The sequence below is a fragment of the Shewanella sp. Scap07 genome, assembly GCF_013394145.1.
Lineage (GTDB): Bacteria > Pseudomonadota > Gammaproteobacteria > Enterobacterales > Shewanellaceae > Shewanella > Shewanella waksmanii.
This window is the reverse complement of the sequence record NZ_CP041329.1, coordinates 3,863,769-3,884,252: the sequence shown is the minus strand read 5'-3', so window position 1 is coordinate 3,884,252 and position 20,484 is coordinate 3,863,769. Positions and strand designations below refer to the sequence as shown.

Here is a 20,484-nt window from a genome sequence, read left to right as displayed (position 1 = left end):
ATATCCAAGTGTTACCAATTGCAAATTGAATATATCTTATAGCTTTTACCGTCTATTGTTTGGCTAGGGATCCTAAATTCCTTTTCTGGGGTAGTTAGTTCAGCAACTATTCTCTCTAGCATTTGCTCAAACTCTACAGCAGGCTCCGTACCATCTTGATAGGCATGCCATAGTAAATAGTTGTCATCTTTATAGTCGACGTAAATGGCTTGGCGAACTATGGGTTCATGCAAGATGTTCCCGGGAAAGTGAGACTGTAGCTGCTTATTATTAAAAGAGAAATGACCATTGCTATCGGTAATGGCGCTATCTGTGTACTCTTCATCACCATAGGTTAAACTTCTTTCGACAACTTGGTTTTTGACCGGTAATCCATTAATCGTTAATTGACCTTTTACCTCTGGGCATAACTCGACCGTATATTTCTTTCGTAGCATTCCTAGCATGATGATTGCTCCTTGCAATGTAGTTAATGGCTACAGGCTTCTCTATGATTTTATTACCATCTGCAAATAGAGTGAATTTGATAGGACTTATCCGATGCTCTATCATCACTTGTCCAAAAGCTTTGCTCATTTTCCACGATATCGCCATTGAGGCTATTAAGGTAAGCGGAGTACTGTTCGTTCAGTAACGTACCATCTTGATTAGAAAACCAAATTAAGTAAACGTTCTCGTCGAACTTAGTTGTTATATATAACTGAACATTAGGTTCATGAAATATGCTATTGGGTAGGCTTGATTTAATTGCTCGTTCAGTAAAAGAGAAATAACCATTCACATCGGTCAATGCTTCATCTACATACTTCTCACCACCATAAATAGCACATCGCATTATTTTGCGGCTTGAAATTGGCACTTTGTTATTGAATAGGCGTCCTTGAACTGTCGGGCTTAAGTCGACAACTTTTTGGCTTCGTAGCATTCCTAGCATGGTGATTGCTCCTTTAATTATAAAAGTAGTGCCGAACTAACTTTAAGATCGCTAATTTAGACGCTTTTAGAAACGCTTCATAGGACTATATCGTATCGTTTCTGTAACTGCTGTTGTTGTGAGGCAGCTTGGCTTGGTGTCGGACTAACTCCTGTTTGGTATTGAGTTTCAAACCACTCCAGAAGTTCTGTTCTTACTTGGTAGCCGTCAGGTATGCATAGTTGAGTATTGTTAACCATGATAGTCGCGGCTCCAAATGAAGTGCCGGAATACCAATGACATTGCGTATATCCCTTTGTTGTCAGCCAACCCGTGATCTGCAAATTATAAATAGTGGCTGTGAGTATATAGAGTGGTAGGCAGAGGCCTATTAACAGTATTTGGCGTTTTTGTTTGCACGCAGAGTGCGTGTTGTTGATTCGCTGAATCAATCCCCATATTAGGATGATTAACGCGGGCATCATGGAAAATAGTGGCGGCAACAACGGCCTAATTCTCAGCAGAGCTGCTTGTTCTTTGGCTCTAGCTAGCATAGCAATTTCATCATTTAGTGCATAACAGTAACCAAAGATGAACAGTGTCAGCAGGAGTATCGCGAATAATGCGTGAGCTTTTTTGTTGTTCAATAGTTTCATAATTCATAGTTCTCTTGTGCTCACAAGTAAGCGTTATTCGTTAAAGTCGTTGTTGATTGACGCATCAGTATTTGTACGATCAGCTTTGTGTTAGTACTTCGGTATTGTTGATTGACCTGCTCTGCTAACTCCAATGCATTAAGCTCAGTTGATTTTGCTCTAAGTGATATATCTGCGCCATGTGCTATTAGAAATTTCACTGAAGAAAAATCCTGATTTAAGATTGCCGCATGCAGTGGTGTTAGACCTAGTCCATCAATATGGTTAATACCGTCGATATTTAGGCCTTTGTTTATAAAATGCTCAGCTAAGGCGAGTTTTTTGTGCTGATTATTACCTGTCAATATGAAGCTAAGTCCCGTTGTTTTCGATAACTCATCAGCATAGGTTTCGCCCCCTAGCTTGGTAAGTTGAAACTCACATATGAAGGGTGGCAAGTAATATCCGCTGGTCTCATCACTACAGACGATAAGCTCTTCTACTGACATATTGTATAGATTGTAAGAGGTTGCTATAGCTGTAGAACACAATATGAGCGACATTAAAACTGCTATTTTTTTCATGTGCGTATTTGCCCTAAGCCGAGTTGTTTTTCGATAGCCGGCATTAATACGATAGCAATTTGCTGGTTTTGCTTGTCATTGATGTTACTGAGACCTGTCGCTAAAAGTTGAAATTTGGTTTTAAATCGCCTTGCGAGTTCATTACAAACAGCTACGTAGACCTTCACATTCTTTAGATCGTTTATCGTGGCATATTTAAACCAATGTTTAGCAGCATTTTTGGTGAAATCTTGAATTACTTTTTGTGTCGATGTGGTTGGGTTGGCAGTAGCTCTAAACAGTGATTCTACGTAACCTATTGAGTAGCTTGCATCAATAGCACTGACCAGCAATGCTTGGGTAAACTCTTTGATTGTTAGGTTGTCTATCAGATTGACTGGCATGCGATTAAAGATGAATTTAAGTACTAATTTAGTTTCTTCGTTAGTTAAAGTGAGCTCTTCTTGTGTAAAGGTTCTTAAGTAGATAGGTCTAGTCATGGTTCATTCTTGATATGACTCTAATAAACAGAGCGACCTAACTCTAAATTGTGAGGCTGAAAACTCCTTGTTTTCAAACTCGTAAACTTGCTCTTCAGCAGTCAATTCAGCGTTTAACTTACTCATTAATCGAATAAATACTTTGGGGGTATCAATTTCTCGCTGATTGGCAAACCAAATTAGGGGTTCTTGCTCTTGAAACTCAACAAATATGATCTGCCTTATGACAGGCTCATGGAAAATGTTGCCTGGAAGCTTAGATTTTATGGATTTAGCGGGGAAGTAAAATACGCCATCTGAATCAGTAACACATTCATCAACCTCTTCTTCATCATTATAAGTAAGACTTCTAGTAACGGTTTGATTTTGAATAGGCAGATTGTTGTGGGTCAATCGCCCTTGAACTTCTGGGCATAACTCGACAGTATATGTCTTTCGTAGCAGTCCTAGCATGATGATTGCTCCTTGCCGTTAATTTAATACACAGAGAGCTCTAACAATTAGTGGATAGGCTGGCGCTTCAATATTGGCTAATTCATACACTTGTTCTTCATTCGATATATCTGAAACGAGATTACTTAAGTGCAGTTTGCAAACTTCTGGGCAAGAAATATCATGTTGGTTTGTTGCCCAAATATAAGTTTCTTCTTTGTGATTAGTTAGAGTAAATTCAATCACCTGCCTCACTATCGGTTCATGGCATATATTTCCTGGAAGGCGAGATTTGATAGACTTTTTTTCAAAACGAAACTCGCCATTGGCATTAGTTAAGCAATCATCTGAATACTCTTCGCCAGCGTAGGTTAAGCTGCGTTCTATAAGGAGGTTTTCTATTGGGGTGCCATTACTAGAGATTCTTCCATTAACCTCTGGGCATAACTCGACGGTATATTTCTTAAGCATTCCTAGCATGATGATTGCTCCTTGCAATTTAGTTGATGATTATATGTACCGCGTATTACCATGTAAACTTATTTCTTAAATATGCGTAAACCCTGTTTAGTCACTAATAAATAAAGATAATTTTATGATTAAAGTAATACTAGTAGGCGTAAAGCAAAGGTCCTATTGATGAACATTGAAGACATCAGCGTCAGTGAATTTGTCCCCAAGTTAAAGTATGTATTTACTGTCGTTAGCGGCATTATGGCAGCGATTTTTTGCTATACTGCTTTGGCTATTCTGCTGAGTTTTGTTTTATTCCCATACGAGAATATTGAAGAGATTGGCCCACGGTACGTTGCAATAATGTCAGGAGTATTACCCATTATTGGTATTGGAGTGGGGTTATCTTTTGGACGACTTTGGGCAAGAACAGTTATACGTGGATTGGCCATTGTGGCGTTGTTAGTGAGCTTAGCGAGTGTTGTCGTGGTAGTTCAATCATCCACTAATAGTACTAGTCATTCTCAATGGTTGTTTATTACTGTTTGCGGTTTTTTCGCGCTAATGGCTTTGATACTTAGTTTCTCAAAGCTATTTTCAACTAGCCTGCATGTAATGCGCAGGCACAGGAGGCGACGCAAAAAAGCGGCGGCTTATTTAAAAAACGCTCACAGCTAATATCATGTGTTGGTCGCCTGATTTTCTCAGGGGAAAGTGGGGCGGATCTGCTTTACTTCCGTTGTTAAACTGTGCCATTTTCTGTATCCCCTGCTTGGGACACTTTAAAGTAGCCCGCATTTACTAAGAGTAATTAATCGCCAATTTATATTTTGGTTATTCGCTACTTATAGTCATGACATACTGCTGCAGGTTCTGAACTTAGCAGTTTTATACATTTCGCCTGTTCTGTCTGTCACTCTAGTAAATACTTTTCTATCATTCCCCAGTTCTGAGCGGACGATCGCTCAGCCGTCTTTGTCCTTAAACTCACCTTGCCAACAAGAGCTGTCGAAATTATGGGTTATAAATATTACTTGAAGATTGGGTTACTGCTGTCTATTCCACTCGGGGTGCTGCTGTTTCTTTTTCTAGAAGCGGATTCTTGGCAAACATTTGTGCTCTACTTTGTTATTGGTCTTGTGATGATGGGGGTTGGCCGCGCCTTTGGTATGATTTGCGATGGCATCAGCTGGTTATTTAAAAAGGTTCAAAGCTTATTTGCTAAAGAGGCAAAGTAAGCCTTTAGTTAGGGCGAAAACTCGTTTGTGTGCAAAGCTAAACGGCAGCGCATTAGCCCGAATAGATAGTCGAGTGACTCTTATTACACAGAGGAGTCGCTCCGCCTGCTAGCCACAATTTCTTATTGCTATTTCAAGCTGTTAAGTTGATCAATTATTGCATTTCTGCTCGTAAATCATTGTTTATCTACGACTAATGTCTGAGTCCAATTCCGCTTTTATTGTTCGCTATGGCTGCGCCCTTCAGTTAAGGTGCCCCTAATCTATTTTGTAGTCCACTCGGTTGCGGGTGAGTAATAGGGTTGATATGAGCAGTAATTCAAAGTCAGTGCATGCGTCAGCAGATGCAGAGCACGGGGCGGGTGACGGTCAAAGTTATCAGCAGCAACACCGAGCCAGTTCAACGTTTGAGTCACGCGAAGCGTATCTAGAACATGAACTGACCATCATGAACCCCAAGCGTTGGCGGGCCAATTTACCGGGGCGAGATTATCGCTTTGAGGCAGAAGATTCGATTGCCGCAATGGCCGCTACCATCGGTAAGGTAGTGATGGTGGGTGCCATTGCCACAACCTTTGCCACCTCTCTTGGCTTGCAAGAAAGCTTTATTCTAGAAAATGTTCGTTACGAGCTGATCATTGCCGCGTTTTTCATTGTGGTCTTTTCCGGTTTTCTTCTACCTACAGCTAATTTGGCGGGTACCCATGGTCCGTTGATTCCTATCATTCCCATTGTGGTAGCAGCGGGTGGCCACCCGATGGCATTTGGCTTACTAATTGGTGCGCTAGGCTTAATATTGGCCATCAGCAAAGGTGGCAGTATGTTGGCCAACCTGACCAGTAAAGGTGTGTGCGGCGGGTTACTGCTGTACCTCGGCTTTGTTGGCACCGCCTCGCAGGTGAAAAAACTGTATGCGTGGGCTGAAGGCATTGGCATGGCGCATATCGCGTTTGTGGTGATATTTTGTACCATTATCTTATACGCGTTGCTTGAGCATTGGCGCAAGCGTTGGCTGGCTGTGCCCTTAAGTTGTTTACTTGGTGGTACGTTAGCGTTTGCTATGGGCGCGCCTTTTGAGTTTCAAACCGCGCCTGGTTTGCCAAACATGAACCCCATGTATTGGTGGGGGGATGATTCTGGCTGGATGTTAGGTTTGCCCACTATTGAAAGCTTTATGGTGGTGCTACCGTTTGCCATTTTAGCGGTTGCTATGTGGTCGCCTGACTTTTTAGGTCATCAAGTTTTTCAAAAGATTAACTACCCACCACGTACTGAAAAAGTGCATATGAACATTGACGACACCATGACCAGCGCATCGATTCGTCAAACTGTAGGCTCTTTGCTTGGTGGGGCCAACTTTACCTCATCTTGGGGCACGTACATTGTACCGGCGGCAATTGCCAAGCGGCCTATTCCCGCTGGTGCACTGCTTACAGCGCTGTTTTGTGTGGTTGCTGCGTTATGGGGTTACCCAATGGATCTGGCCATCTGGGAGCCAGTTCTGTGTGTGGCATTAGTTGTTGGGGTGTTTATTCCGCTGCTTGAAGCGGGCATGGAGATGACCCGTGAGGGTAAAACCACTCAATCTGCGGCTATCGTGGTGTTCTCGTCAGTATTGGTTAACCCGGCCTTTGGCTGGTCATTGACCATGTTGCTGGATAACTTAGGTTTAATTGGCTGCAAAGACAGAAGCGCTAAACTCACCAAAATGAATCGCTGGATAGCACCGAGTATTATGTTTGTTATCCTTACCGGGGTGATGGCGATGGTTGGTTTGCTACCTGGTATTCCACCGCTAATTTCGGGGCTTAAATAACCTAAGTCTATAGGTTAGGGAGCACAGGTTCGGGAGCACAGCTCAGGGCTGAAATGCTCGTACTCCCAATGCAAAACAGGGCATTGGGAGGCAACGGGTTGTTTCTCCCGTTGCACCAGCATGCAATATCAGCGCGCTTTGATTAGTTTGCTGCGATTTATTGCCGCAGCGGGCTAATAGTAACGTATCTATCTAGCCGTTATTTTTCGGCACAGGCTTGTTTACGGCAAAGGCCAAGGTTTCGCCAATGTGCCAGTGCAATAATGATTGCACCAATCATGGTGGCTGCTTTTTCTCCTGTCTCACCCAGAAAATCATGGCCAAAAATGGCTGAGCCTGCGAGTGTCAGTAAGCCGATAACTGCCAACACCAATACTCGCATGTCTTTGTGCTTATTACAGCCGAGCAATACCGCTAACATACTGGTCGGTAAGACAATCAATACCATCATTTCATGATATAGGTGATCGGCTAATCCTAAGGCGGATAACGACGGCATAAGGGCCAATAAGACTGGGGTGAGGGCACAATGGATTGCACACAGCGCCGAAATGCTAATGGCGAATTTATCGAGTACAGCTTGCGTTGTATAGTTCATAAGGTTTGGCGTAAACATCCTGTTGTTCAGTGTTAGCGCTATTAGACATTAAAATAAATTGAAATGCTATAACATATCATTATCACTTGTAATCGATGTGTTCAGTTGTCTTTTGCTGCGTTTACTCGTCGCAGGCAAGCATGGTGCCGCAGCGTAGGCATTAGGGCTCACGTTCAATTAAAGGTGTCAGCTACATAGCCATATAGGGATTAATAGGGAATGGCTTTTGTCTATTGAACATTCAACACTGGATGATTAAAGGCCAGCTTGAATAATTGTTAACTGACTTGGTGTACTAGCAAGGCGTAGCAGCGACTTTGATAATTTGTCACATATCTGTCTTTGACGGTTAAAATGTTATGTTATAACATTGCGCTTTTATTTTGTCGTCCATTTAGAGCAGAGCACGTGAACAAGTATTTTCTATATTCAGCCATTATCGTATCCAATGGCGCGTTAGCCCAAGATAGTAACCAAACCATAGAAACTTCAGATGATATAGAACGTATTGAGGTGAAGCGCTTATGGCAGCCTTATCGAGGCAATGTCCCGCTGATACAAACACCGCAAGCAGTAGACAGAATTACCGGCGACACGTTGGACAAAGAGGGGATAACCCGCTTCATGGATGCCTTGGACTTTTCTCCAAGCGTGGTAAGACAAAATAACTCTGGCGGTATGTTTGACAGCTTTGCAATTCGTGGATTTTCAGGGGACGAGAATAATCCAACGGGCTACTTAGTTAACGGCTTTAACTCTCGCGGCTATAACGGCAACCGAAATACCGCCAACATTGAAACTATTGAGGTGATGAAAGGGCCAGGTTCAGCGCTGTACGGTCAAGGTGAACCCGGTGGCACCGTTAATATCATCACCAAAAAACCACAATTTTACGAGCAAGGTTACATCAAGGGAACGTTAGGTAACTTTAATCAAAAGCAGGTCGAATTTGATCATACTAAAGGTTTGACAGATGATGTGGCCTACCGCATCAATGGCTTCTATGAGGATTCTGAAACACACCGTGATCATGTTGATGTTCAAAGCTTTAATTTGAGCCCATCATTGCTTTGGAATATCTCAGATGCCACCAGTATTAGCTATGAAATGGAGATTCTTGATCAGCGCAAACCATTAGAGCGTGGTGTCTATGTGCTTGATAATGATTTCGACTCTGTTGATAAATCTGCTTTCTATGGTGATACTCGCGATGGTGATCATACAGTAAAGGCATTAGGTCATCAGTTAGTGTTAAATCATCAACTTAGCAATAGTTGGCATATCCTTACTGGTTTAGCGTATCGTGATTCATCTTTTAAAGGTCAATCGTCAGATACAGAGCTCTCTGATGGTCGACAACTGGTGTACGAAGACCCGAATACGCTTTCAAGACAAAGACGTGAACGTGACTATCAAGCGCAAGATTTCTCAGCGCGTTTTGAAGTTAGTGGCGATGTTGAACTCGCTGGCTTTACAAATAACCTATTGATTGGTTTAGACTATTATAACTTTCAATTAGATACTGATTATCGAGTGTGGCGTACCGCTTGGGGCTCTGGCGATCCGACTTATTCAATCGATCCCAATAACCCAGACTACACGATGGATCGACCTGAAACCACACCGACAACTTTGACAGAGGAAGAGCAAAATGGCGTAGGCTTTTACGCTCAAGATCTGATTGAACTGACCGACAAGGCCAAGTTATTGCTCGGCTTTAGGGTCGATAAGTTCAACCAAGAAATTCTCAATAAATTAGATGATGAGTTTCAAGAGCAAGACCAAACAGAGGTTTCGTCGCGCTTCGGTTTTGTTTATGAACTGACTGACAGCATCAATGCATACACCAGTTATGCAGAAGGCTTTAGACCCAACCCTGGACTAGATTCCGACAGAAATCCGTTTGAGCCAGAGCAAACTAAATCGTTTGAAATCGGCCTCAAATGGCAAAATGTAGCCAACCGCTTCTCGGGTAGTCTAGCGCTGTATGATGCCAGCAAGACCAACATGTTGACCGCAGAGCCGGATACTGGCCTGTCAGCGACCTTAGGTGAAGTAGAGAGTCAGGGGGTTGAGTTTCAAATGACCACCTATCTGACATCTCATACCAGTATTGATGTGGCTTATGCTTATACAGATGCAAGAACAGCCAAAGATCTTATTGATAATGACTGGGGCGTGCCTATCCCTAAAGGTTCACGTCTTATCAACGTAGCCAAGCATGCAGGTCATGTTTCACTGAGGCATTTCACTGACATTATGGGCAAAGAAACCTACTTTGGTGCCACAGTGAACTATGTTGGTGATCGTCTAGGTGAAACAACCGATCCTGACTACATCCTGCCCGCTTATACCTTAGTCAACTTGTCAGCGACAATGGACTTAACCAGTAGATTTAGCGTGATGCTGGACGTAAATAACCTGTTTAATGAGAAGTACTTTGAAAGCTCATACCATAAGCTTTGGACTATGCCGGGTGAGCCTTTGAATTTTACGGCGAGTGTTAAGTATCAATTCTAACTTTTAGGTTAATAGCTACTTAGCCTCAGTAATACTGCATCAGCCGCAGTTTTTCACTTCTCGAAATAAGGAGATTGACAACAGTCAACTCCGTGTCGAAAAACAGCGGCTTTTTTGTCTTACTTTCGGCAGTAACGCTATTTAGGAGGTTAGGCTCGCTACCTTGTTGTTGAAACTCGGTTTGCCTAGCAGCATCGCCAGCGACGCAATGAGCTTTGTTAATTAGAAAGCGACCATTGAGTCGCTTTTTTTATTAGCTAACATTGTCTTAGCGCTTGATGAGGTTTGGGTCTCGGTGATCGCTTTAGCGAGTATCTTGCTGACACAGTGGGATGCTAATGGTGACGGCTAAGCCGCCGAGCTCACTTTGTGATGCGAAGATATTGCCATCGTGGGCTTGGATAATATTCTGGCTAATAGATAGCCCTAGGCCTGAGCCGCCAGTGCGTCTATTGCGAGACTTTTCGACACGGTAGAGTCGTTCAAATATCTTTTCCAATTCTTGCTCTGGTACCCCGGGTGAGCTGTCTTCTAAAACCAGTACCAAATTGTTTGCATGAATTGCTAGGCGCCATGAAATTTGCCCTGGGGCATCGGTGTATTTAATGCTGTTAGTGAGCAGGTTTGAGAGTACTTGCTTGATGCGGTCGCTGTCGATATTCACCAGTGCGCTGTTGGCATTGATTGTTAGCTGCCACTCAAACCCTTTGGCGCGCGCATAGTGCTCAAATTCTTCGCCCCAATTTATTAAGATAGGGACAAAGTCAACTTGGCTCGCTTCAAACGATAAGCCATTGACGTCTGACAGGGCTAGCTCGTATATGTCGCTAATGAGATGGTTTAGGTCATCAATTTTAGTGCCGAGCTTTTGGTAACTTAAATCAACATCATCAACCAGCTGATACTTAAGCGCATCGACTTGCAATTTAAGTGCGGTCAGCGGAGTACGCAGTTCGTGAGAAACGTCTGCCAAAATCTGGTTTTTTTGGTTGAGTGCATCCTGATAAAGATTGGCTTTTAAGATTGCAAGTTTACGGCGTTGATAGAAAAAATAGATGAGAATACTAAACAAAAAAAGTAATACTAAGCCGACCATTATGATCCCTTGAGAGATCGTTTTATGGGTTTGTGCCTCTGCTTCTACTGCTTTATTTTCTTCCTGCAATTTGGCGACTTGGATCTGTTGTTCAAGGAGGTCAATATCCCGCTTATGCTTTTCAATTTCACGCACTCTTTGCTCTGAGTATAGTTGCAGCTTTATCTCAAATGCGGCTTCTAAATGCTGGTGGGCATCATCGTATTCGCCCAATTCATGGTGGGCCTTGCTGAGCATTTCGTTATCACTTAGTTGATGGTCTAGCAGGCCCAATTTGTTGGAGATGATGAGTGACTTTTCTAAATAGCGTTTCGCGCTGGAGTAATCTGAGGTATCTAAATAGTAGGCGCCTAAATCATGCCAAACTTGGCGAAACTGATGTTCTGTCGGTGCCAATTTAGCGGTCTCAACAGCTAAGGACAACTGCTTAAAGCGCAAAGAATCATCATTCAGTGCTTCGTAGATTTTAGCCATTTGTAGATGAGAGCGAGACAGCAACTGGTTAGCCGATTCGCGCTTAAATATATCTATGGCTTTATTGGTGTAGTCGATGGCTTTGTCAAAGTCGTTAGTTTTTAGGTGGATACTGCCGATTCGGTGGTAATCAAAGCCCATATCTTGAATGCTGTTTAACTGCTTATCGTAGTCGAGCGCTTTAAGGTAGAAGCGCAATGACTTGCTATAGTCGTGGGCGCGGTAATACAGCTCGCCAAGGTTAAAGTAGTTGCCGGCTAATTCTTCAATATCATTGGTTGTCTCAAAAAAACGCATGGCTTTAATTTGATACTCTGCGGCCAATATTAAATCGCCTTGGGATTCGTATAGTACGCCTAGCTGGCTAAATATTTGTGCTTCGCCATCGTAATTTTCGTTTTTCTGATAAATTTCTAGTGCAGATAAGTAGTAATCTTTGGCTTCACTAAGCTTCATTTGTAGACGAAGAAACACGCCGGCTAATTGATATAAACGCCCCAATTCAATGGCCTCAGGTAAGGCGATAGGTATCGCCTCATTAACGATGATATCAACCGCTTTGGCATAGTTATTTTGACGCCTTTCTAAAAACGCAGCACTGATCAGTATTTTGATTTTTAGCTCATCTGAATAGCTGGGTAGCGCTGTCATTAACTCATTAAGTAGTTGTTCTGATTGCGCTTGCTGGCCACTCTTACGGTAAATAGAAACGAGCTTTAATTTGGCGAGTACCCGATCGTCACCCGTCGCCGCTTTGATGATTTGCTTAACTTGTAGTTCGGGGTCTTTAGATGACGACACGATGTCATTGAGTTGTGCTTCAATATCGGAGATAGGCATAGGCTGGCCTTGAGCGCGCGCATCGCCGATATTGTAGAGGCAGCCAAATAGCATAAGTACTTTAAGCATCAAACCCAACGTGCTGTCTCTAGGCTGCATATGGCTGACTTTAGCGAAGATAGAAACGATAACCTGCTCCATAGACCGATTCAATCGGGTTTTCGGTAATGCCAGCTTCTTTGAACTTATTACGAATTTTTTTCACGTGGCTGTCGATGGTTCTATCTGTGATATGACGATCTTGGGGGTAAGCCAGGTTTAATATTTCATCGCGCGAGTAGATTCGTTCTGGTTTGTTGTGCAGCAATGAAAACAAGCTTGCCTCAAGGGTGGATAATTCGACTTTTTTATCTTGATAGATCACTTTGCCTTTTTCTGGAACGACCGTGAGCTTTGAAAAGCTTACCGTGCCTTGGCTACGGGCCAGAATAGATTTAGAGCGAAGGATAAGTTCCATGGTGTCAAAAGGTTTGCAAAGGTAGTCATCGGCGCCTGTGCTTAGGCCGATGTTTTTATCAGACTGATTCACCTTGGCGGTTAGCATGATAATGGGCACATTGCTAAATTGTCTTATTTCTTCGCAGCATTCAATGCCTGTTTTGTTTGGCAGCATGACATCTAAAACAATAAGGTTTGGCTGGTATGTCGAAACGGCTTGAATGACATGGGCACCATCATCAACGTGCAGCGTCTCAAAATCATGGTGGCGATAAAACAATGCCAAACTTTCAGCAATATCAATATCATCTTCAACAATGAGAATTTTTTGTTTTTCTTGGGTGTCGTTCATCTGGTATACCGCAGCTGGTCGTTCCTTCTCCCAGCACTACCCCTTTTAGTTATACAAAACAGCTAAGTGTTGTAAAACGTCCGTGGCTATTACAAGTTTAGATTTTATTCTCCCACAGTGAATGACTTATTGCTATCTGGTTAAGATGCATAGTTAAAAACTCCCGCTCACCTATCAGTGTCGCCAGCTTCATTTGCGGTAGTGAAGATGGCGACGTTAGGTGAGGGGGAGTCACAATATTTTAGGTGGTGGCTGGTTATCTACGCCTATTGCAGCTCCGATAACCTAGGCGAATTAACATCATTAGCATCAACCAAATACTAAAGGCGCCGCCACTACTTGAGTTTGTTTCTCCCGGCGCCGGCTCCTCTGTATCGGTAGTATTGTTATTAGTGATGGTTAAGCTTGTTGTCACTGAATAACTTAGTTCGCCGTCTGATACCGTAACTTGAATTTCAATCACCGCATCATTGCTGACTTCGGGTGTTGTCAGTGTTAATTGATTGCTGGTTTGATTTTCAAGTACTACAGCTGGACCTGATAGCTGCTGCCACTGATATGTTAGTGTGTCATCATTTTCATCACTACCAACCGCGGTCAGGGTCATGCTGCTATTTTCTTCGACGTTGCTATTATGATTTTCAAGCACTAACGTTGGTGCGATATTTTCAGGAGGTGTGCCTGTTTGCACCGTCACCACTCCGGGATCTTCAATCGCGCCATTGGCTATGCCGTCAATATCGTTAGGGCCACCGTCTTCAATGAGCAGTCGAATACAGTGATTTCCTGCAATTAACCCTTGCGAAGAGTGTTGGCTATAAACGTCATCATTAACCAGAGGGCAGTTACCGTTTTCATCAACTAATGCCGAACTTATGCCGTTACTTGCATCAACAACAAAGCTGTACCAGCCTAGTGATGGGTTGTACTTACGATATACCGCATCCGCTGGCAATGTTTGACCTGCAGCCAATGGAATGACTACCGCTACTGAATCACCTTGCTGACTTAGTCCGTTGATGATGAAGTTATAAACAGGTGTAATACTGTCAAAGTGGTCATCTGTTGGGTCTGCATCACCGGCTTGTAGTAACGCGGCTAAGTCTTCAATTGCAAAACCGGCAGAAGCGGCGGTAATGCCAAGCCTTGATACAAACAAACCAAGCGTCATTGATAGGCCATCTTCAGTGTGAGCTGGTGCGGCATCACGCTGTGTCGGTAGGCGGGTGATGTTGGCATCGTTATCTAGATAATCGGCAATGCCGTCACCGTCACTATCGCCGTATCCTTCTTCACTATCGAAGATACCGTCACCATCAGAATCAGTATCACTGCTTAGTGGTGGTAAGTTAGCGATGACTAACTGCGCACTGCGAGTGACAGTGAATACGTCAGTTGTATTGGTTTCTGTGGCGATAGCATTAACTCGATAAATCCCCGGTTGCAGTACGCTTGGGTCTATCTCAAACGTCATCGGGTTATCGTCAATGTCTGTATCAATGAGTCCATCACTGCTTGACCATGTCAGGTTGTGCGTATCGTTTTGATTTACATCACGCACGTTAGCAGTGAGTGTGACAATGCCATTGCTAGCATCAACCACACTGATTGGCTGATCATTTTGATGCATTACTAGGTTCATTCTAGGAGCTAGATTGCGGTCAATCAGTATTAACTCCGTTGTGTTGGCTTCACCGACAAAAGCGTTTACACCGAAGTCCAACTGCAGCTGTAACTGATCGTCGCTACTGACGTCTTCTGGGATCACCACGCTAAGTTGCCCCGTTTGCTCTGCTTCAATAGCCGCTTGCAGTTGGCTGTTTATAGCACCATTCACGAGTAAGCTATAGGATACTTGCACAGGGTAACTAGCAGCTTCACCGCTTAAGCTCAGGTTTACATGGTAACTGCCGCCAGCTTCAACTGGACGTCGAGAGGGGAGGGATAGCTTAGGTAAAATGTCGAGATTGAACGACGATACCGCCAAGTTACCACTGCCATCTGTTGCTGCTATCTCAACACTATGGCGTCCTGAAGTCAGCAAGGTGTCGCTGGTGATGTTGCCTGCGACTTCACCATCGACCAAGTCCGTTGCCAATATTGACACTAAATTAGCAATATTGGTTAAACGCCCCTGTGCATTGATAGACATATCGATTAGATCGTCAAAGCTTGGTGCAGTTGTATCGACGATAGTGATAACTTGTTCTGCACTAGATTGATTACCTGATATATCAGTCGCAGTCCAAGTGATAGTATGCTCACCTAAGCTAAAGGATAAGTCATCAGTATCCACTGTTAGGACAGGTGAAGCATCATTATCATCTGTAACCGTTGGCTGTGGTAGTTGTACTTGAGTTACCTCACCCGTTGCTTCAAATGTCATGTTTTCAACGTTACTCACCACAGGTGCCTGAGTGTCTGACTCATTAGGATCGAGTGGGTTAGGGTCATTAATATCAATAACACCGTCACCGTCATCATCATTATCGGCGTTATTACCAATGCCATCGTTATCCGTATCTAACGTTTCCGTTGGATCGTTCGGGAAGGCATCGGCGTTATCACCCACGCCATCGTTATCCGTATCTAACGTTTCCGTTGGATCGCTTGGGAAGGCATCGGCGTTATCACCCACACCGTCGTTATCGGTATCTAACGTTTCTGTTGGATCGCTTGGGAAGGCATCCGCGTTATCACCCACGCCGTCGTTATCGGTATCGAGTGTTTCCGTTGGATCGCTTGGGAAGGCATCGGCATTATCACCCACACCATCGTTATCGGTATCTAACGTTTCCGTTGGATCATTCGGGAAGGCATCTGCGTTGTTACCCACGCCATCGTTATCGGTATCGAGTGTTTCCGTTGGATCGCTTGGGAAGGCATCGGCGTTATCACCCACACCGTCGTTATCGGTATCCAATGTTTCCGTTGGATCGCTTGGGAAAGCATCTGCGTTATCACCCACGCCGTCGCTATCCGTATCTAATGTTTCCGTTGGATCGCTTGGGAAGGCATCGGCGTTGTTACCCACACCGTCGTTATCGGTATCTAACGTTTCTGTTGGATCGCTTGGGAAGGCATCGGCGTTATCACCCACGCCATCGTTATCGGTATCTAGTGTTTCCGTTGGATCATTCGGGAAGGCATCGGCGTTATCACCCACACCGTCGTTATCGGTATCTAACGTTTCCGTTGGATCATTCGGGAAGGCATCCGCGTTATCACCCACGCCGTCGTTATCGGTATCGAGTGTTTCCGTTGGATCGCTTGGGAAGGCATCTGCGTTGTTACCCACGCCGTCGTTATCGGTATCGAATGTTTCAGTGGGATCTGTTGGGAAAGCGTCTGCATTGTCACCCACGCCGTCATTATCTGAATCGAGTGTTTCAGTTGCATCGAGAGGGAAAACATCACTGGCATCTTCTACACCATCACCGTCATCATCAAGATCATTGGAATTGGTTAGGCCATCTCCATCTAGGTCATAATCGTTAAGCATATTGACTAGGTGTATACCGAAACCATTCCAGTCAGACCCTGCGATCAACAAGTTACCATCTTCTTGAACGATTAATTTGATTGGGTCGTAATCTTGTACATCTAAGCGAACATAGCCGACAGTATTGAACTGACTATCTAACTCACCTGTTTCAGTAAAACGAACAACATGGGCGTAATCAGGAGTCAGTCCTGTTAATACCAGTATACGGCCGTCACTTTGTATCTGGATATCTTGAACATTCCAGATGCTAATATCTTCATCAAAATCGTTTGCTGAATAACCATTGTCTGCAAATGTGCCATCAAGTTGACCATCAACAACCTTCAATACACTGAGCCGTTTGGCAACGTTTGATGTTGTACCCGCAGCGTAAACATTGCCGTCAGCGTCTTTAGCCAATTTAATGGAGCGGGCAAACATATCGCTATCAAGTGCTAGCTCGCCATCCGTACCAAAGCTAGTATCAATGTTGCCATCAACGTCGATTTTGGCCAGATAGAAAGTGCCGTCTTGCTTTTTCATCGCAAGCACTTGGCTATCATCATTAAGTACTAACGCATCTATGAAATAGATGGAACTACCAAGTTCAGTAGCACCAATAGATAAACTACCCGCATCACCAAAGCTGGTATCAAATGTACCGCCACTGCTTAATTTATGTGCGAAGTTTTGATAAGTGTACTTGCCGTAAATGACTGTACTGCCATTAGTTAAAGTTGAGGCAACGTCTGTCCCACGAATGATTAAACCGTCTTCATTATCGTAAACACCAGTCTCGTTAAAGCGAGTATCTAAAGCACCAGTTGCATCATACTGAGCGATAAATACTTGATTATCTTTTTCACCGGCCACTTTAATGCCGCTATCACTTGTCAGTGCTAGTTTAAAGTGAGTTTCAACATCGTAAAGCGCATAAAGAATACCGTTGTCAGCAAAATCGGTATTGATTGCTCCTGTGCTATCAACGTCAATGATGACACCGCTCTCTTCATTAAGCGTGTTGTGATATGAACTACCCACCAGGTAAAGACCATTGTCGTGAGCAATGGCGTCAGTAATATAAATTTCTCTATCGCCGTTATGCACATAAGCTGAAGAAATACCGTTTAAGCCATAAGTAGTGACTAAGTCACCGGCATCATCGTCATCGGCATTGTTACCAACTCCATCACCATCGGTATCGTATTGTTCATTAATATCATCCGGGAAGGCGTCTGCGTTATCACCCACGCTATCGTTATCAGAATCTAGGTATTCACTGGCATCGTCATCAAAGGCATCTTCAAATGCCCAGTAACCATCGCTATCGGCATCACGGTATAAGTTACCGCTCAATAATAATGCTGGGTACTGCTCTGACGTGCCAAAGTCCCAGTTAGTTGAAGACCAGTCATTTGTATAAGCGCTGCTGTTACAATTAACATCCGCAGGTGTTGTAGGGCATTTCAGTTGTTCAGATGTGTAACCTGCGCCTGCACTGTTAAATGTGCTCGATATGCCTGTTGCTTCGGTATCCCACAGGGCATACACAACAGATAATGTATTTGATGAGCTGTAACCTAAAAGGCCACCTGTATCAGTATTTTGACCATCATTGGTGTTAATCGCACCATACGCCAAGACACGCTCAAATGTTGAGTCTGCATTTAAGTCACCTGCGATTCCACCAATAACAGAATCACCCAACAGCGAAACATCAGCGTATGAGTCGACAATCTCTGTTGCACCATCAATATCACCAATTAAACCACCTAAAATGATTGGCGCTGTAATGCTGCCTTGGGCAAACACTCGGGTTAAAACACTTGTGCCTTCAACTTTACCGATAAGGCCGCCTGCGACTTCAATATCAGTCTCAATGCCAGCTTCATCAATCAGGGTAATATCTACAATCGCGTAGCTATCGTTAATCGTGACACTTTCTGCATCACCAATTAACCCGCCTGCAGAAGTTACGGCCTGAATATTGCCTTCAAAGCTCACATTATCTAAGGTGTTAGACCCTGATAATTGACCAAATAACCCGCCGGTATCAGAACCTGCATCATCGGTAATAGAAATCGAGGTTATGCGACCTTGTGCATGAACATAATCAGCATCTAAATCATAAAGTCGTCCCGCAACTAAACCACTGTCATCATTACCAAGGACAGTACCTTGGACGTTAATATTGCTCAGTACCGCTGAATCAGTGCTGCTGTTTCGGGCAATTAAGAGTGCTGAGTTATTCAAGCCTGTGACGCTAGTTAAATCCCCATCGATATTAATATTGGTGACACTAACCGTGGCTACATAACCCAATAGCGCTTGGTAGTCTTCATCAGGGCGACTAATGAATAGATTACTGATGGTGTGACCATTACCGTTAAAGTTTGCAGCGAAGCGATCATCATAGCTACCAATCGGCTGCCAACCTTCACCTGTGTTGTAATAGTCTTCATCTGACAGGTCGCCGTCGGCATCGGTATCGAAATCTAAGTCAGTGATTAACTCGTAACCCATACAGCCTGTGCCGTCAGTTAAGCCTGCACAACCAGCGGTAACACCACTTAAGCTATTACCGGCTAAGTCATCACGCATGGCGTGTAACTGGGCTAAGGTTGATATTTCAATTAAGCCATCGTCATCAATATCAACGTCGTGCGCAGCAGTTGAGCCTGTCGCATCAAATGGGTACAGATCTGATTCATTGACAACATTGTCACCATCAATATCAGGATCTGAATTATCACCAATTAAATCGCCGTCAGTATCTGACCATTCAGTTGGATCATTAGGAAAAGCATCAGCATTGTCACCGACATTATCGTTATCAGCATCTGACCATTCTGTGGAGTCATCAGGGAAAGCGTCTAATGAATCTGGCACGCCATCATTATCTCTATCGTGGAAAGCCACACCGTTGATAATAGGTGAAGGGTACTGGCTAGACGTACCAAAATCCCAATATGTTTGGTCCCAATTTGCATAGATACCAACGTTAGCAACCGGAGCTTGTAATTCAGCGGTTGTATAACCGGTACCTGAGCCGCTTGTTGTAAGGCCGCTGGCTTGGGTATCCCAGTATGAATCTGTCACTGTCCCAAGTGCAGAGCCTGTTAGCCCGCCTTTATTAAATGCCTGCTTAGCAGACCCTGTTGAGAAGCTATTTGTGATGGTTGACGATGAAGAAGCAACGCTGCCAATTAAGCCGCCCACTGCATTATTCGCCTCGGCTTTAGCATGAGAGGCGACATTAGTGACACCTGATCCTGAAAGGTTACCAATAAAACCGCCGCCGACAGTGCCAGAGGTAATGACTGAGCCATTGACTAGACAGTTTTCAACGCTACCATTTACTAGCTCTCCTGCAAATGCACCTGCATCACCTTGGCCAGTTACATCAACAGTGGCTAAACATTGCTTAATCGTTGCTTGACTCGCACGTCCGGCAATACCGCCGGTATAAGCCCCACCTTGATTACTGGTTACCGTGCCCTTAAACGAGATATTGGTCATGACACTCGGGTTACTGCCATAGAGATAACCAACAAGGCCGGCTACGTAATAACCGCTAGCCGCTATCTGACCATCAAGGTGAAGGTTTTCTATTGTGGCATTTTCAGCATGACCGAATAAGCCAAGACTGTCGTCATCACCCGATAAAGAGGTGTTATTGATATAAAGGTTTGAAATCGTGAAATTATTACCGTCAAATGTACCTGTAAACGGTGCAGCGAGGGTACCAATGGGGGTCCAACCCTCGCCAGTATTGTAGGTGTCGTTCTCGACACCATCATCATTTTCATCAAAACTTAAGTTAGCGGTTAACTCATAACCAAAACAGGCAGTGATGTCATCGTTGTTACCACAACCTGTCGTATCTTCACTATTACCGTCGTCATAAGCCGTACCGGCTAGGTTATTACGAATATTGTTGAGCTGTTCCAAGCTATTAATTTCGATTAAGCCATTGCCATCAATATCCACATCTATAGCGTCGGCAACACCGTCATCGTCAGAATCTATACCACTCGCTTTCACTGGTAAGGCTATCGTAATAACCCCCAAAAAGGTGGTTAACAGAAGGGGGAATTTGAACTGCATAATTGATACCAAGGTTATAATTAGT

Annotated in this window: 15 protein-coding genes; 4 read left to right on the top strand and 11 right to left on the bottom strand. The window is 43.8% G+C overall.

Annotation, left to right across the window (positions count from 1 at the left end):
- Positions 1–11: 11 nt before the first annotated feature.
- The 7 genes from FLM48_RS16985 to FLM48_RS16955 form a co-directional block, all read right to left on the bottom strand.
- A complete protein-coding gene (locus tag FLM48_RS16985; protein ID WP_179025460.1) occupies positions 12–446 on the bottom strand; it encodes a DUF6795 domain-containing protein in 435 nt (144 codons plus the stop codon).
- Between the two features lie 53 nt (positions 447–499).
- Positions 500–934: a DUF6795 domain-containing protein gene (locus FLM48_RS16980; protein ID WP_179025459.1), complete on the bottom strand. Its 435-nt coding sequence runs from the start codon at positions 932–934 to the stop codon at positions 500–502.
- 77 nt (positions 935–1,011) lie between these two features.
- A complete protein-coding gene (locus tag FLM48_RS16975; protein WP_179025458.1) occupies positions 1,012–1,569 on the bottom strand; it encodes a hypothetical protein in 558 nt (185 codons plus the stop codon).
- 20 nt (positions 1,570–1,589) lie between these two features.
- Positions 1,590–2,132: an ankyrin repeat domain-containing protein gene (locus tag FLM48_RS16970; protein ID WP_179025457.1), complete on the bottom strand. Its 543-nt coding sequence runs from the start codon at positions 2,130–2,132 to the stop codon at positions 1,590–1,592.
- Entirely contained in the window at positions 2,129–2,611 is a 483-nt protein-coding gene (locus FLM48_RS16965) for a hypothetical protein (protein WP_179025456.1), read from the bottom strand. The genes FLM48_RS16970 and FLM48_RS16965 overlap by 4 nt, the downstream gene beginning before the upstream one ends.
- 3 nt (positions 2,612–2,614) lie before the next feature.
- Positions 2,615–3,064 carry a DUF6795 domain-containing protein gene (locus FLM48_RS16960; RefSeq protein WP_179025455.1) on the bottom strand — a complete coding sequence of 150 codons (450 nt, stop codon included), beginning with the start codon at positions 3,062–3,064 and terminating at the stop codon, positions 2,615–2,617.
- An 18-nt stretch (positions 3,065–3,082) separates the two neighbouring features.
- The gene (locus tag FLM48_RS16955) at positions 3,083–3,523 is read right to left on the bottom strand and encodes a DUF6795 domain-containing protein (RefSeq protein WP_179025454.1); all 441 of its coding nucleotides are present in this window, start codon (positions 3,521–3,523) and stop codon (positions 3,083–3,085) included.
- A gap of 159 nt (positions 3,524–3,682) precedes the next feature.
- Here FLM48_RS16955 and FLM48_RS16950 point away from each other — a divergent pair, with 159 nt between their 5' ends.
- The 3 genes from FLM48_RS16950 to FLM48_RS16940 all read left to right on the top strand — a co-directional run bounded on the left by FLM48_RS16950 (position 3,683) and on the right by FLM48_RS16940 (position 6,550).
- On the top strand, positions 3,683–4,174 hold the full coding sequence (locus FLM48_RS16950) for a hypothetical protein (protein ID WP_179025453.1): 492 nt from the start codon (positions 3,683–3,685) through the stop codon (positions 4,172–4,174).
- A 338-nt stretch (positions 4,175–4,512) separates the two neighbouring features.
- Complete coding sequence (locus tag FLM48_RS16945; RefSeq protein ID WP_179025452.1) at positions 4,513–4,734, top strand: hypothetical protein; 222 nt, start codon at positions 4,513–4,515, stop codon at positions 4,732–4,734.
- A 307-nt stretch (positions 4,735–5,041) separates the two neighbouring features.
- Complete coding sequence (locus FLM48_RS16940) at positions 5,042–6,550, top strand: DUF3360 family protein (protein ID WP_179025451.1); 1,509 nt, start codon at positions 5,042–5,044, stop codon at positions 6,548–6,550.
- 199 nt (positions 6,551–6,749) lie between these two features.
- Here FLM48_RS16940 and FLM48_RS16935 read toward each other — a convergent pair whose 3' ends face one another.
- A complete protein-coding gene (locus FLM48_RS16935; protein WP_179025450.1) occupies positions 6,750–7,148 on the bottom strand; it encodes a MerC domain-containing protein in 399 nt (132 codons plus the stop codon).
- Between the two features lie 408 nt (positions 7,149–7,556).
- On the opposite strand from FLM48_RS16935, the gene FLM48_RS16930 reads away from it, so the two are divergent.
- Complete coding sequence (locus FLM48_RS16930; protein ID WP_179025449.1) at positions 7,557–9,668, top strand: TonB-dependent siderophore receptor; 2,112 nt, start codon at positions 7,557–7,559, stop codon at positions 9,666–9,668.
- 304 nt (positions 9,669–9,972) lie between these two features.
- Here FLM48_RS16930 and FLM48_RS16925 read toward each other — a convergent pair whose 3' ends face one another.
- The 3 genes from FLM48_RS16925 to FLM48_RS16915 form a co-directional block, all read right to left on the bottom strand.
- On the bottom strand, positions 9,973–12,219 hold the full coding sequence (locus FLM48_RS16925) for a tetratricopeptide repeat protein (protein WP_179025448.1): 2,247 nt from the start codon (positions 12,217–12,219) through the stop codon (positions 9,973–9,975).
- The gene (locus tag FLM48_RS16920) at positions 12,188–12,868 is read right to left on the bottom strand and encodes a response regulator transcription factor (RefSeq protein WP_179025447.1); all 681 of its coding nucleotides are present in this window, start codon (positions 12,866–12,868) and stop codon (positions 12,188–12,190) included. Before FLM48_RS16920 ends, FLM48_RS16925 begins: the two co-directional genes overlap by 32 nt.
- Positions 12,869–13,124: 256 nt before the next feature.
- Positions 13,125–20,459, bottom strand: coding sequence for a choice-of-anchor U domain-containing protein (locus FLM48_RS16915; RefSeq protein ID WP_179025446.1), 7,335 nt, complete (start codon positions 20,457–20,459; stop codon positions 13,125–13,127).
- Positions 20,460–20,484 lie beyond the last annotated feature (25 nt).